Here is a 13,119-nt window from a genome sequence, read left to right on the forward strand (position 1 = left end):
CCTGTTTTCTTCTTCTATTGTCGCCCCGATCATCATCTAAACGACCCATTTTCTAGGTCGTGGGCATCGCTTCGATAATTACGAAGGCCTGTGCCCATGGATGATCGTCAGTGAGTGTGAGATGAACGACGGCATCATATCCCTCTGGAGCCAAAGCGTCGAGCCGTTTTTTGGCGCCGCCAGTAAGAGCTAAAGTCGGCGCGCCGCTTTTGGCGTTTACGACACCGATATCCTTCATGAACACGCCCGCTTTAAAGCCTGTTCCAACCGCTTTGGAATATGCCTCCTTGGCGGCGAAGCGTTTCGCATAAGTGCCAGCCTTGGTGTACGGCCTGCGGGCCGCTTTGGCGCGCTCGACTTCCGTAAAGACCCGATTTTCAAAGCGTTCACCAAAACGATCCAATGAGTTTTGGATCCGCTCGATGTTACAGAGGTCTGAGCCCAATCCTATAATCATGACGCTATGTTCACCGTGCTTCATCCATCAATGACCGCATTTGCTGGATGCTTCCCGCGAGTCCGCCAAATATGGCTTCTCCAATCAGGAAATGACCAATGTTCAGTTCAACCAATTGTGGAATAGCTGCGATCGGAACAACATTATCAAAGGTCAGGCCGTGACCGGCATGAGGTTCAATGCCATTTTTTGCTGCCAATGCAGCGGCGTCACTTATCCGGCGTAATTCTTTTTCGCGTTCAGTGCCGCTGACATGGGCATAATGGCCAGTGTGAAATTCCACGACCGGTGCGCCAAGATGGATCGCTGCTTCAATCTGGCGCGGATCGGGCTCGATGAACAGGCTGACGCGGATATTGGCTTCGCGCAGCTGTCCGACAAAATCTTTTAACCGGTTATGCTGGCCCGCAGCATCCAACCCGCCCTCAGTAGTACGTTCTTCGCGGTTTTCGGGAACGATGCAGGCCGCATGTGGCTTGTGACGCAGCGCTATGTCGAGCATTTCGTCGGTGGCCGCCATTTCGAGATTGAGCGGGATGGAAAGAGCTTCCATCAACTCGATCAGGTCATCATCGCGAATATGCCGCCGGTCTTCGCGCAAATGGGCGGTAATGCCATCGGCCCCCGCTTCCGCTGCTATCGTCGCTGCGCGGATCGGTTCGGGGTGATCGCCGCCGCGCGCGTTTCGAATAGTGGCGACATGGTCAATATTGACGCCTAGTCTGAGATGCGACGTTTCGTTCATACCTTGCGGCTGCCGGGTTTTGTTGTCGGAACGGCGGCCAGTTCTGCTGGTACTTCGTTATCGGCATAAGAAGGCACTTCGAGTGCCACTAATGGGAAGAAGGGGACATCAAAACTGGCCGCGCCGTTTGATCGGTCGACCAGTGCACCTGCTGCAACGACGTCTCCGCCAGCTTCGCCTATGGCTTTGATGGCTTCCCGCGATGAGAGGCCGGTTGTGACCACATCTTCCATCATCAGCACTTTTTGACCGGGCTCAAGACGGAAGCCCCGGCGCAGCTCGAAAGTGCCTTCGGGGCGTTCAAGAAAAATAGCTTCTTTCCCAAGCGCTCTACCCATTTCATGACCGACAATGACACCGCCCATGGCCGGTGAAACGACGATTTCTATGGAATCGCGAATAGCTTCCGGCATCTGGGCGACGAGTGCATTGGCCAGTCTGGCGCCACGTGCCGGGTCCATCAACACCCGGGCGCATTGCAGATATTGTGCGCTATGCCGACCAGATGACAATATAAAATGTCCTTCCAAAAGGGCATCGCTGGCGCGGAATTCGTCCAATATTTCGTTCTCGGTCAATGTTTTCATTCCGTCCTATTTGGTTTCTATTTCCGAAATGGGTTCATCTTGGTTCCAATGAAAGCCCAAAAACTTAAAAAATATGCGTAGAGTAGCTTGAGGCTTGCGACAACCCTGCTTATAAGCCGCCCAAACGGGATGTTTCAGGTTGATGGGGCTGATGTCCAAATGGGCATATTTACCAGAAAATCTGACTGGCTTATGGGCTGAAAACGACCGGAAATTAGGGCTTAAATAAGGTTGAGCAACGTATGACTCATTATGTGAAAGCATGGATTCTGGCATTGGGCCTGATTCTCACGCCAGCGGCGGCAATGGCACAAGATGCCTTGCCGGCAGCGCCGGGAGCAGAAGCGGCACCTGCTGTTGCAGATGCTCCGGCGACGGAAGCGGCACCAGCATCGGGTCTTGATCCAGCGCTTTATACGCCGATGAAGCCGACTGAAGGTGTCGGCATGCCGGTGGACAAAGGCATCGATTTCCAGCCGCAGGTCAGTGAAACTGGTAAAGAAGCAAAATGGATTAACAATGTCATATTGCTACCCATCATGGCTGCCATTTGCCTGTTCGTTCTGGCGTTGCTGTTTTGGGTAATGATCCGGTTTCGCCGCAGCGCTAATCCTGAGCCTTCGAAAACAACCCACAATACTTTTATCGAGATCGTTTGGACAGTTGTCCCCGTCATGATCCTGTTGGTTATTGCTGTTCCTTCGATCAGTTTGCTCGCGAAGCAGTTCGAGCCTGCACCAGAAGACGCGCTGACCGTTAAAGTGACCGGATACCAATGGTATTGGGGTTATAGCTATCCAGATAATGGTGATTTCGAAATCATCTCCAACATGCTTCCAGAAGACGAGGCCAACGCGCGTGGAGAGCCTTTCCAGCTTGCGGCTGATAACCGGATGGTTATTCCTGTTGGGAAGCCAGTTAAGATGTTGATTACCGGTGCGGATGTTATTCACAGCTTCGCCATTCCAGCGGCATGGTTCAAGCTCGACGCTGTTCCCGGACGGATTAATGAGAAAGTTCTGCAAATCGACGAAGTTGGCGTCTATTATGGCCAATGTTCAGAGCTTTGCGGTGCGCGTCATGGCTTCATGCCGATCACGGTAGAAGTGCTGCCAGAAGACAAGTTTAACGACTGGGTGCGCGCCAATGGTGGAACCGTAAAAGGCGAAGAAACCGCCGAAGGTGATGACGATGCGGCTGAAGAAACTGCATCCGACGATACGACAACAGAAGGCGCGCCTGCTGATGCAGCCGCCGCTGCGAACTAAGGGAAACGCAAGCGATGACAACTATTGCAGCAGACGGCCAGATTTTGGATGATCATGCACATGATGCGGATCACAAGCCGGCCTTTTTCCAGCGTTGGTTCATGTCGACCAACCACAAAGATATCGGTACACTTTACCTGATTTTCGCCATTGTTGCCGGTATTATCGGCGGTGCGATTTCCGGTATGATGCGGATGGAGCTGGCTGAGCCCGGCATCCAGTATCTCACAACTTGGGTGGGTGCTGGTGCTTCGGCCGACGAAGCGCTTCATCTTTGGAACGTTCTGATTACGGCTCACGGCCTCATCATGGTGTTCTTCATGGTTATGCCAGCAATGATCGGCGGTTTTGGTAACTGGTTCGTGCCGCTTATGATTGGCGCGCCCGATATGGCCTTCCCGCGGATGAATAACGTGAGCTTCTGGCTGCTTATTCCAGCATTTCTATTGCTTCTCGGTTCAACTTTTGTTCCGGGCGGTACCGGCAATGGTGCTGGCACCGGTTGGACGGTCTATGCACCGCTATCGACCTCCGGGTCGGTTGGGCCCGCTGTGGATATGGCGATCCTGTCGCTTCACTTGGCTGGTGCGAGTTCGATTCTGGGGGCCGTGAACTTTATCACAACCATCCTGAATATGCGTGCGCCGGGTATGACATTGCATAAAATGCCACTTTTTGTGTGGTCTGTTCTTGTTACAGCGTTCTTGCTGTTGCTCGCACTTCCTGTGTTGGCTGCTGCTATTACGATGCTGCTGACGGATCGTAACTTTGGGACAACCTTCTTTGACGCTTCTGGTGGTGGTGATCCGGTATTGTACCAGCATCTCTTCTGGTTCTTTGGTCACCCTGAAGTGTACATCATGATCCTTCCTGGTTTTGGCATGATCAGCCACATCATCTCTACCTTCTCGCGTAAGCCGATTTTCGGTTATCTCGGAATGGCCTATGCGATGGTAGCAATTGGTGTTGTCGGCTTCGTCGTCTGGGCGCACCATATGTTCACCACCGGCATGTCGGTTAATGTGAAAATGTACTTTACCGCTGCAACGATGGTGATTGCGGTGCCGACCGGCATCAAAATCTTCTCGTGGATTGCGACCATGTGGGGCGGTTCCATGACATTCAAGACACCGATGGTTTGGGCATTGGGCTTCATCTTCATGTTCACCGTTGGCGGCGTCACTGGCGTTGTGCTGGCTAATGGCGGCATCGACGATAACCTGCATGATACCTATTATGTGGTTGCTCACTTCCACTATGTGTTGTCGCTGGGTGCGGTCTTCTCGATCTTTGCTGGCTTCTATTACTGGTTCCCGAAAATGTCGGGTCGCCATTATAGCGAGCTGCTCGGTCAATTGCATTTCTGGATTTTCTTCATTGGCGTGAACGTCTTGTTCTTCCCCATGCACTTCCTGGGTAACCAGAGCATGCCGCGTCGCTATCCCGATTATCCGGAGCAATTTACCTATTGGAACGAAATTGCATCGCTCGGCTATGTGATCATGGCTGTTGGTGTGTTGATCTTCTTCGTCAACATCGCCTGGTCGCTGGTTGCTGGCCGCAAGGCAGAAGGAAATTACTGGGGCGAAGGAGCGACGACGCTGGAATGGACTTTGTCCAGCCCGCCGCCATTTCACCAGTTTGAAACACTGCCTCAGATTAAGTAATCGAGGCAAACGACGGATCCGTCTGTCCGGTGGCCGGTTGGTCGCTGGGCAGACAGCCATATTGACGACTTGAGATATTTGATAAAGATATGACAATCGCTTCGACATCACCCCATAAGCTGGCTAGCGCGCAGGATCTGTTCGCGCTCACCAAACCGCGCGTGATGTCGCTGGTTATTTTTACCGCTATTTGCGGCTTGCTAGCCGCTCCCGGGTCGATCCATCCGGTGATCGGTTTTACCGCGATATTGGCGATCAGTCTGGGTGCCGGCGCTTCTGCGGCTCTCAACCAATGGTATGAGCATGATATCGATGCTGTGATGAAACGTACGGCCAGCCGTCCGCTACCTGCTGGCCGGATGGATCGTGAAACGGCGTTGCATTTCGGTGTTGGATTGTCGGTCTTCTCGGTTTTGCTGATGGGGGTCGCGGTCAATTGGTTGAGTGCGGCGATATTGGCGTTCTCGATATTTTTCTATGCGGTCGTCTACACCATCTGGTTGAAGCGCAGCACACCGCAAAATATCGTAATTGGCGGGGCAGCTGGCGCTTTCCCACCGGTCATCGGCTGGGCAGCTGTAACGGGTGATGTCACGGTCATGCCGCTCTTGCTCTTTGCTATCATTTTCTTCTGGACACCGCCGCATTTCTGGGCGCTCGCACTTTTTGTGAATAGCGATTATTCCAAAGCAGGCATACCCATGATGCCGGTTGTCGCTGGGCGTCAGTCGACACGTCGACAGGTCGCGGGTTACAGTCTGGTTCTCGCTGTATGTGCAATCGCGCCATATGCCCTTGATATGACCGGTGCTATCTATGGCGCAACGGCAATTGTGCTGAGTTTAGCCTTCATCTTCTTCTCGTTCCGTGTTGGCTTGAGCAAGACAGAAAATCCGGCAGCTATGAAAGCTGAGAAACATTTGTTCAGTTTTTCCATTCTCTATCTGTTCGCCCTCTTCGGCGCACTTGTGGCGGACAGGATGATTCTTGCATGAGCGAGATTGACACCAATAAAACGACAATGTCGTCGGAAGAGCAAAAGGCCTATCAAGCGAAGCAAAAGCACCGTGCTGCGATTATGGCCGGGTTGCTCTTTTTTCTGGTGGTGTTATTTTATCTTATAACCTTCGTTAAGATAAACGGGGCAGTCTCATGAGCCACGCACAGACGCAAGAATTATCGAGCAAAAATGCTCGCAGCGCCATGATGGCGGGAGCGATGGGCTTGGCAATGCTGGGGATGGGCTATGCGGCTGTTCCGCTTTATGAAATATTTTGCCGCGTTACCGGATATGGCGGAACTACGCAGCGTGTGGGTGAAGCGCAAGCAGCGACAGTGCAGGCCACATCTCGTGTCATGTCGGTTCGGTTTGACTCCAATGTCAACCCGGCCTTGCCATGGGCGTTCAAGCCTGAACAGGCCGTAGACCGTGTCAGCATCGGCGCGCGCGACATGGCTATCTATATCGCAACCAATAAATCGGATCAGCCGGTCGTTGGCACTGCAACATTTAATGTAACGCCCGTGCAAGCAGGCAAATATTTTCATAAAGTACAGTGCTTCTGCTTTACAGAGCAGCTCTTAAAGCCAGGGCAAACGATGCGGATGCCTGTCTTATATTATGTCGACCCAGCGATTCTGGAGGATCCGGAAACGCGTGACATCGCAGAAATCACCTTAAGCTACACATTTTATCGCTCGAAAGACGGCATTGCGGTGGACCCCGCAAAGAGCGATAGCTAAGAACAGTAACGAACGAACCTGGGGAATTAAACCATGGCTGGAGCCAAGAACCACGATTATCATATTCTACCGCCAGACATCTGGCCGTTTGTTGGCGCCATGTCTGCATTGGTCATGGCCTTTGGCGGTATCATGTGGATGCACCCTGATGTTTTCGGGTCTTTCGGTTCTCTGGTTTTCGCCGTTGGCGTTGGTCTCGTTGGCCTGACCTTCTTCACATGGTGGTCGAATGTGGTCAAAGAAGCCCATGCAGGGGATCACACGCCTGTTGTTCAGTTGCATCTTCGTTACGGCATGATCCTGTTCATTGCTTCGGAAGTCATGTTCTTCGTCGGCTGGTTCTGGGCTTGGTTTGATTATTCTTTATTCCCTCAGCCGATTGATTTCGCTGACGGTATTGCCACCAATATGATTGGTCAGGAAGGCGCTGCGGCCCTGATGCAATGGCCTCCCAAAGGCATTGAGGTATTGAACGCTTTTGAGCTGCCGCTTCTTAATACCCTTATCTTGCTGTGTTCCGGCACAACTGTCACATGGGCGCATCACTCTCTAATTCATGGTAATCGTCAGGGTCTGATTACAGGTCTCTGGTTAACGATCATTCTTGGTGTCGTGTTTAGCGCTATTCAGGCTTATGAATATAGCATCGCGCCATTCCCATTCGCTGGCGTCAATTATAGCAGTGCCTTTTATATGGCGACCGGGTTCCATGGTTTCCACGTGCTTGTCGGTACGATCTTCCTGATTGTTTGTCTGGCGCGAGCTTATAAAGGCCATTTCACGCCGAAGCAGCATTTTGGTTTTGAAGCAGCCGCCTGGTACTGGCATTTTGTTGATGTCGTATGGTTGTTCCTGTTCCTTGCTGTTTATGTCTGGGGCGGCTGGGGCGCACCGGTTCACTAGGACAGTTTCTTGACTGATAGCGAAAACTCAAAAGGGCAGCCGGACCTTCTTCCTGCTGCCCTTTTTGGACTCTGCCCCCATTGTGGGCAAAAGACTCTGTTCCGTAGTGTCACTGCTTTTTCTGATAAATGCCGGGCCTGTGGTTTGGATTATGAGAAATATAATGTTGGAGATGGCCCGGCTGCCTTTTTGACATTGATTGTCGGCGGTCTGGTGCTTGCGCTCGCTCTGATTGTGGAACTTAGCTACCAGCCGCCAATGTGGCTTCATGCGATTTTGTGGTTTCCGTTGACCATAGCCGCTGTGGTCGGATCACTTCGGGTATCGAAGGCAATATTGCTTATTTTGGAACATCGCAATCAAGCGCGTGAGGGCAGCATTGATCATGGTAGCGAGCAATGAAGCGGTTACCCATCTTTGTAACGATAATTGTGTTAGCGGCCGTGGCCACAATGATTGGGCTCGGCATTTGGCAATTGCAGCGCGCCGAGTGGAAAAATGAACTGTTGGCGACCTATGAGGCGGCGAGCGATCAGCCCGCTATCAGCTATCCGTCTGTGCCAGTGGCAGACGATCTGCCATATTTTCGACGGTCTTCCGTAAATTGCCTGGAAGTCTTGGCTTGGCGTGCCGTTAGCGGCCGTAATGCGAACGGCCAATCGGGCTGGGCTCATATTGCCCATTGCAAAACAGCGGGTGCTGAGGGACCAGGTGCACAGGTCGTTGCAGGCTGGTCGCGATCATCGGACGATCCGGAATGGAGTGGCGATCTGGTAGATGGCATCATTGCTCCAGACAGTCAGCATATTCTGCGCTTGGTCGCCAGTGAGCCAGTTGCAGGGTTGCAGAAAAGCCAAGAGCCTTCGACGGAAGATGTTCCCAACAATCATATGGGCTATGCGGTTCAATGGTTTTTGTTCGCGGGGATAGCTTTGGTCATCTATTTTCTCGCTTTGCGAGGACGCAATAGCGCGGCTGCCAAAGCTTAGAACTTGCCCTACGACAACGGGGCCGCTAACCCGCTGGCCATCATGGAATATATCTCGACACGAGGCGGCGCTGCGCCACTGAATTTTGAACAGGTAACCTTGACCGGATTGGCTGGCGATGGCGGGCTTTATGTTCCGGCCCAATGGCCCAAACTGACAGAAGCCGAAATCGCCGATATGGCTGGACTTCCTTATTCCGAGATCGCGGTCCGCGTGATGCAGCCATTTATTGGAGATGTGCTTACCGAAGACGAACTGCGTGACTTATGTGAGACGGCTTACGGGCGCTTTGCCCACAGAGCGGTGACACCGCTGGTGCAACTGGACGGCCAGCATTGGTTGCTAGAACTATTCCACGGCCCCACGCTTGCGTTCAAGGATGTTGCGTTGCAATTGCTCGGTCTGCTGTTCGAGAAATTTCTCGCACGGCAGGACAAGCATCTGACGGTTGTAGGCGCTACCTCGGGTGATACCGGTTCGGCGGCCATTGACGCGCTCGCGGGGCGTGAAAAGGTCGATATCTTCATGTTGCATCCCGATGGGCGGATATCGGATGTCCAACGGCGACAGATGACCACGGTATTGGCGCCGAATGTTCACAATATCGCGATTGATGGCAGCTTCGATGATGCACAGGCCATGGTCAAACGGATGTTTGCTGATGCCCAGGTAACCGATCAGTTTGCCATTTCAGCGGTTAACTCGATTAACTGGGCGCGGCTGATGGCTCAGATTGTCTATTATTTCTATGCAGCCTCACAATTGGGCGCGCCTCATCGCAAGATCGCTTTTTCGGTTCCAACCGGTAATTTTGGCGATGTGTTTGCTGGCTATGTGGCGGCGCAAATGGGATTGCCGATTGAACGACTGGTCGTTGCCACTAACGTCAATGACATTCTTCATCGAGCCTTGAGTGACGGCGACTATTCTGCCGGAACCGTGACGCCAACGGCAGCGCCATCGATGGATATTCAGATTAGCAGCAATTTTGAACGTCTGTTGTTCGACCTTGAAGGCCGGGACGGAGCAAAGACCGCAGCGCGGATGAAAGCCTTTGAAGAATCACGCAATATGCAGATTGCGCCTGAAATGCTTGCAAAAGCTTCGTCAATTTTCACCAGCGAACGTGTCGACCCCGATAGTATGACATTAGCCATGAGCCAAGCGCAGGAGGATGCGGGGCAGGTGATCGATCCGCACACGGCTATCGGGCTGTCAGCGGCCCGGTCAGCCGATATTGATCCGTCCGTTCCGATTGTAACATTGGCTACTGCCCATCCGGCGAAGTTCCGGGATGCCGTTGAGCGGGCAACTGGTATGCGTCCGGCATTGCCGCGACGTATTGGTGATCTGTTCGATCGTGAAGAAGCCTGCGACAAACTGCCTGGTGATTATGATGCTGTGAAGGCTTTTGTGACCTCTCAAGCGACACCGGCCAATGGCTGACGCAATCTCAAGCCCCGGCGTGATGATCAGCGACCCGCGCAGCGACTATGCGCTGATCGATAGTGGCAATGGCCGCAAGCTGGAACGCTATGGTGATTATCATTTCATTCGCCCCGAACCGCAGGCGATGTGGGCACCTGCACAGGATGACTGGCAGGCCGATGGCGAGTTTATTCCTGCTTCAGATGATGACGGTGGCGGGCGCTGGCATTTCAATCGGCCTGTACCGAAGGAAGGATGGTCGCAGACTTGGGAAGAGGTCACTTTCACGGCCCAATGTACGCCCTTTCGCCATCTGGCCTATTTCCCTGATATGGATCCGGTATGGCGCTGGATCCGGTCCAATCTGGAAGGCGTAGAGGAAGCGCAAGCCCTTAATCTATTCGGTTACACGGGCGTTGGAACACTGGCTCTTTCCGCTGCCGGGGCGAGGCTGGTTCATGTCGATGCATCTAAAAAATCGGTGTCGGCAGCGCGGGACAATGCGGCTTTGTCCGGTATGTCAGAGCGTCCGGTGCGCTGGATTATTGACGATGCAGCGAAATTCGCGGCTCGTGAGGTACGGCGCGAGCGGCGCTATGATGCTATCCTGCTAGACCCGCCGAAATATGGCCGCGGACCGGATGGTGAGATATGGCGGCTTGAGGAAGACCTCGCTCCGCTGATCGACAATTGCGGGAAGCTACTCGACGAGAATAGTCGCTGCCTGTTTCTTACTGTTTATGCGGTGCGCATGTCGGCTTTGGCTTTGGGGTCGTTGCTTCGCGAGAAGCTGGTCCATCTCGGCGGTACGATCGAGGTTGGCGAATTGGCGGTACGTGAAGAAGCGCGCGGTCTGTTGCTGCCAACAGCGATATACGCGCGTTGGTCCAAATAGAACTGGGGTCCAACAAATAAGAGGCTCAGCTTGCCATTGGTGCTGCAACGTGGTGAAGATATAGTATGACAGATACACTTACATTAGAGGTCAATGATCTAGAGGTTGATGTCCTGACCGGCATCTATTCCGAAGAAACCCATTTGCCGCAGCCTTTGCGGATTTCCATAGCGGCCGACCTGAAAATTCAGGAGCGTTATGAAGCGGATACGCCGCTGGATAGCTCCAAAAACTATATGGATTTGAAAGATGCGGCGACAACGGCCTTGCCGGAGGGTGTGCATTTCAAATTGATTGAAGCGGTGGCCGATCATATCATCGAGACATTGTTTTTGCAGGACAAGAGCGTGCTGCGCGTGACGGTGAAGATCGTTAAATTACTGATCTCCGAAAAAGGAGAAGCGATCGGGATCACTATGTCTCGGGCGCGTAAATGAACGATAAGTCAGTGAAGCTGGCGCTGGTTACTGGCGGCGTTCGCCGGTTGGGCGCTCATATTGCGGCGGAACTGGCTGATGCGGGCTATGCGCTTGCGCTGCATGGCCACAGCGATGCAGAGCCGGATGACCGGCTAATGAAAGCGCTGAAGAACAATGATAGCCAATGGGAAGGCTTTGTTGCAGATTTCGGCGATGATGGAGCGGCTGCGGACCTACTCGACGCGGTAGGCCAGAGATTTGGGCGGATGCCCGATCTGCTGGTCAACAATGCTTCCCTGTTCGAATATGACGACGCTGGCAGCCTGACTGGTCAATCGCTCGAAAGCCACATGAAGATTAACATGATGGCCCCAACCCTGCTGACCACCTTGCTGGCACGCCAAGTGCCGGAAGGAGAGCGGGCCGCGGTGATTAACATTGTCGATCAACGTGTCCGCAATCCTAATGGCGATCAACTCAGTTATACATTGTCGAAGCAGGCATTGGCCGAATCTGTACGAAGTCTGGCGGTCGCTTGTGCCGAAAAATTGCGCGTAAATGGCGTGGCTCCCGGGTTGACGCTGAAGACCGAGGATTATAGCGGTGACCAGATGGACCGCCTAGCAACCAATATGCCACTGAACCGACTTTCCTCACCCGATGACATCGCTACGGCAGTGCGTTATCTGGCTGGGGCAGACAGTGTAACAGGCCAAATATTGTTTGTGGACGGCGGAGCCCATATGAAAAGTTTTGATCGCGATTTCATGTTCATGGAGCGTCGTTAAGTCCCCAATTAATACTCTACTCATCGATAAATACCTTACATGGCAGGGCTCAGCCCCCACCCTGCCGTGCGGGCTTTTAACTAAAATTGGGGGACATATAGTGAAAGGACCATTGTGCGTAATATTTCCAAATTCCTCCTGGCTAGTGCAGCCTCCATTTCTCTAGTTGCTTGTGGCGAGCAGTCTGCCGAGACCGAAGAAGTCGCGGCAGTGGCACCTGCAGAACCGACCGATATTGTCGGTGTCGCCCAAAATGAGTCAGATTTTTCAACCCTGGTTGTGGCGATGACAGCCGCTGAATTGGGCGAAACTCTTTCCGGTGAGGGCCCGTTCACGGTATTCGCGCCAACCAACGCGGCCTTTAACAAGGTGGACCCCACAGAGTTGAGCGATCTACTCTCACCCGAAAAGAAAGACGATCTCGCCGCATTGCTCAGCTATCACGTTATTTCCGGCAAGATGACCGCCGCGGATATGACGAAGGCTATTGCAGAGGGCGATGGCACGGCAACATTGACAACCGTGCAGGGCGCGAAGTTGAAAGCGCATCTGGAAGGCCAGAAAGTCATTCTGGAAGACGCAACCGGCGCAAAATCAACGGTTACACTGGCCGATGTAGATGCGACCAATGGCGTGATCCACGCGATCGATACCGTGGTTATGCCCGGTTAAAATCAAAACCAATATTTTGAAAAGGCCTCGCCCGAACGGCGGGGCCTTTTTTGTTGGCGAGAGAGCGTCTATTGGGGAGCTATCTTTTGAACGAGGAGCTATTCCATGGCGCAATATTGGTTGATGAAGTCCGAGCCAGATGAATATGGCTGGGACGATCTGATCGCGGAAAAAGAAGGCACGTGGGACGGCGTCAAAAATGCGCAGGCCAGCAATAATATGAAAAAGATGAAGGTCGGCGACCAAGTGTTTTTCTATCATTCGCGTCAAGGGCTAGAGATTGTCGGGATCATGGAAGTGAGCGAAGAGCAATTTCCGGATCCGTTTGATGATACCGGCCGCTGGATAGCGGTGAAGGTGAAGCCGGTCCGTAAGCTGGCCAAGGCCGTGCCGCTCAAAGAGATGAAACAGAATCCGAAGCTCGCCAATCTGGCAATTATTCGTCAGACCCGTTTATCAGTGGCGCCGGTAACCGCAGATGAATGGGAAGAGGTTTTGGCGATGGCCGCTTAATATCCTTTTCGATTGAGGGTCACACAGGGTCACACCCCCTAAAGC

The 13,119-nt window shown here is 53.0% G+C and carries 17 protein-coding genes; 14 read left to right on the forward strand and 3 right to left on the reverse strand.

What is annotated here, in order from left to right; genetic code table 11:
- Positions 1–52 precede the first annotated feature (52 nt).
- The 3 genes from acpS to pyrE are packed head-to-tail and all read right to left on the reverse strand — an operon-like array spanning position 53 to position 1,780.
- A complete protein-coding gene (acpS, locus tag ABJM21_RS02535; RefSeq protein ID WP_348302967.1) occupies positions 53–457 on the reverse strand; it encodes a holo-ACP synthase in 405 nt (134 codons plus the stop codon).
- Positions 458–467: 10 nt separating this feature from the next.
- Entirely contained in the window at positions 468–1,202 is a 735-nt protein-coding gene (locus ABJM21_RS02540; protein WP_348302966.1) for a pyridoxine 5'-phosphate synthase, read from the reverse strand.
- Complete coding sequence (pyrE, locus tag ABJM21_RS02545; RefSeq protein ID WP_348303369.1) at positions 1,199–1,780, reverse strand: orotate phosphoribosyltransferase; 582 nt, start codon at positions 1,778–1,780, stop codon at positions 1,199–1,201. The genes ABJM21_RS02540 and pyrE overlap by 4 nt, the downstream gene beginning before the upstream one ends.
- 314 nt (positions 1,781–2,094) lie before the next feature.
- Here pyrE and coxB point away from each other — a divergent pair, with 314 nt between their 5' ends.
- The 14 genes from coxB (at position 2,095) to ABJM21_RS02615 (ending at position 13,074) form a co-directional block, all read left to right on the forward strand.
- On the forward strand, positions 2,095–3,057 hold the full coding sequence (gene coxB / locus ABJM21_RS02550; RefSeq protein WP_348303367.1) for a cytochrome c oxidase subunit II: 963 nt from the start codon (positions 2,095–2,097) through the stop codon (positions 3,055–3,057).
- A 14-nt stretch (positions 3,058–3,071) separates the two neighbouring features.
- The gene (gene ctaD / locus ABJM21_RS02555) at positions 3,072–4,724 is read left to right on the forward strand and encodes a cytochrome c oxidase subunit I (RefSeq protein WP_348302965.1); all 1,653 of its coding nucleotides are present in this window, start codon (positions 3,072–3,074) and stop codon (positions 4,722–4,724) included.
- A gap of 89 nt (positions 4,725–4,813) precedes the next feature.
- Positions 4,814–5,719, forward strand: a complete 906-nt coding sequence (locus ABJM21_RS02560) for a heme o synthase (protein WP_348302964.1) — start codon at positions 4,814–4,816, stop codon at positions 5,717–5,719.
- Positions 5,716–5,880: a hypothetical protein gene (locus ABJM21_RS02565; RefSeq protein ID WP_348302963.1), complete on the forward strand. Its 165-nt coding sequence runs from the start codon at positions 5,716–5,718 to the stop codon at positions 5,878–5,880. Before ABJM21_RS02560 ends, ABJM21_RS02565 begins: the two co-directional genes overlap by 4 nt.
- On the forward strand, positions 5,877–6,467 hold the full coding sequence (locus ABJM21_RS02570) for a cytochrome c oxidase assembly protein (RefSeq protein WP_348302962.1): 591 nt from the start codon (positions 5,877–5,879) through the stop codon (positions 6,465–6,467). Before ABJM21_RS02565 ends, ABJM21_RS02570 begins: the two co-directional genes overlap by 4 nt.
- A 33-nt stretch (positions 6,468–6,500) precedes the next feature.
- The gene (locus ABJM21_RS02575; RefSeq protein ID WP_348302961.1) at positions 6,501–7,370 is read left to right on the forward strand and encodes a cytochrome c oxidase subunit 3; all 870 of its coding nucleotides are present in this window, start codon (positions 6,501–6,503) and stop codon (positions 7,368–7,370) included.
- A gap of 9 nt (positions 7,371–7,379) precedes the next feature.
- Positions 7,380–7,772 carry a DUF983 domain-containing protein gene (locus ABJM21_RS02580; RefSeq protein WP_348302960.1) on the forward strand — a complete coding sequence of 131 codons (393 nt, stop codon included), beginning with the start codon at positions 7,380–7,382 and terminating at the stop codon, positions 7,770–7,772.
- A complete protein-coding gene (locus ABJM21_RS02585) occupies positions 7,769–8,359 on the forward strand; it encodes an SURF1 family protein (RefSeq protein WP_348302959.1) in 591 nt (196 codons plus the stop codon). The genes ABJM21_RS02580 and ABJM21_RS02585 overlap by 4 nt, the downstream gene beginning before the upstream one ends.
- A gap of 42 nt (positions 8,360–8,401) precedes the next feature.
- Positions 8,402–9,805, forward strand: a complete 1,404-nt coding sequence (thrC, locus tag ABJM21_RS02590; RefSeq protein ID WP_348303365.1) for a threonine synthase — start codon at positions 8,402–8,404, stop codon at positions 9,803–9,805.
- Entirely contained in the window at positions 9,798–10,682 is an 885-nt protein-coding gene (locus tag ABJM21_RS02595; protein WP_348302958.1) for a class I SAM-dependent methyltransferase, read from the forward strand. The genes thrC and ABJM21_RS02595 overlap by 8 nt, the downstream gene beginning before the upstream one ends.
- Positions 10,683–10,747: 65 nt before the next feature.
- Entirely contained in the window at positions 10,748–11,119 is a 372-nt protein-coding gene (locus ABJM21_RS02600; RefSeq protein ID WP_348302957.1) for a dihydroneopterin aldolase, read from the forward strand.
- Positions 11,116–11,889 (forward strand): SDR family oxidoreductase, encoded by a 774-nt coding sequence (locus ABJM21_RS02605; protein ID WP_348302956.1) that lies wholly within the window; start codon positions 11,116–11,118, stop codon positions 11,887–11,889. The genes ABJM21_RS02600 and ABJM21_RS02605 overlap by 4 nt, the downstream gene beginning before the upstream one ends.
- A 114-nt stretch (positions 11,890–12,003) precedes the next feature.
- Entirely contained in the window at positions 12,004–12,561 is a 558-nt protein-coding gene (locus ABJM21_RS02610; protein ID WP_348302955.1) for a fasciclin domain-containing protein, read from the forward strand.
- Positions 12,562–12,666: 105 nt separating this feature from the next.
- Positions 12,667–13,074 carry an EVE domain-containing protein gene (locus tag ABJM21_RS02615; protein ID WP_348302954.1) on the forward strand — a complete coding sequence of 136 codons (408 nt, stop codon included), beginning with the start codon at positions 12,667–12,669 and terminating at the stop codon, positions 13,072–13,074.
- The last annotated feature ends 45 nt before the right edge of the window (positions 13,075–13,119 follow it).

The organism is Parasphingorhabdus sp., assembly GCF_039977335.1.
In the GTDB taxonomy this organism is placed as follows: domain Bacteria; phylum Pseudomonadota; class Alphaproteobacteria; order Sphingomonadales; family Sphingomonadaceae; genus Parasphingorhabdus.

What these genes read in the sequence shown, in the direction of transcription:
- ABJM21_RS02605 (WP_348302956.1), top strand. Translation starts at nt 11,116, where the DNA reads ATGAACGATAAGTCAGTGAAGCTGGCGCTGGTTACTGGCGGCGTTCGC.
- ABJM21_RS02560 (WP_348302964.1), top strand. Translation starts at nt 4,814, where the DNA reads ATGACAATCGCTTCGACATCACCCCATAAGCTGGCTAGCGCGCAGGAT.
- ABJM21_RS02540 (WP_348302966.1), bottom strand. Translation starts at nt 1,202, where the DNA reads ATGAACGAAACGTCGCATCTCAGACTAGGCGTCAATATTGACCATGTC.
- ctaD (WP_348302965.1), top strand. Translation starts at nt 3,072, where the DNA reads ATGACAACTATTGCAGCAGACGGCCAGATTTTGGATGATCATGCACAT.
- ABJM21_RS02585 (WP_348302959.1), top strand. Translation starts at nt 7,769, where the DNA reads ATGAAGCGGTTACCCATCTTTGTAACGATAATTGTGTTAGCGGCCGTG.
- coxB (WP_348303367.1), top strand. Translation starts at nt 2,095, where the DNA reads ATGGCACAAGATGCCTTGCCGGCAGCGCCGGGAGCAGAAGCGGCACCT.
- acpS (WP_348302967.1), bottom strand. Translation starts at nt 457, where the DNA reads ATGATTATAGGATTGGGCTCAGACCTCTGTAACATCGAGCGGATCCAA.
- ABJM21_RS02570 (WP_348302962.1), top strand. Translation starts at nt 5,877, where the DNA reads ATGAGCCACGCACAGACGCAAGAATTATCGAGCAAAAATGCTCGCAGC.
- ABJM21_RS02595 (WP_348302958.1), top strand. Translation starts at nt 9,798, where the DNA reads ATGGCTGACGCAATCTCAAGCCCCGGCGTGATGATCAGCGACCCGCGC.
- ABJM21_RS02615 (WP_348302954.1), top strand. Translation starts at nt 12,667, where the DNA reads ATGGCGCAATATTGGTTGATGAAGTCCGAGCCAGATGAATATGGCTGG.
- ABJM21_RS02575 (WP_348302961.1), top strand. Translation starts at nt 6,501, where the DNA reads ATGGCTGGAGCCAAGAACCACGATTATCATATTCTACCGCCAGACATC.
- ABJM21_RS02600 (WP_348302957.1), top strand. Translation starts at nt 10,748, where the DNA reads ATGACAGATACACTTACATTAGAGGTCAATGATCTAGAGGTTGATGTC.
- thrC (WP_348303365.1), top strand. Translation starts at nt 8,402, where the DNA reads ATGGAATATATCTCGACACGAGGCGGCGCTGCGCCACTGAATTTTGAA.
- ABJM21_RS02565 (WP_348302963.1), top strand. Translation starts at nt 5,716, where the DNA reads ATGAGCGAGATTGACACCAATAAAACGACAATGTCGTCGGAAGAGCAA.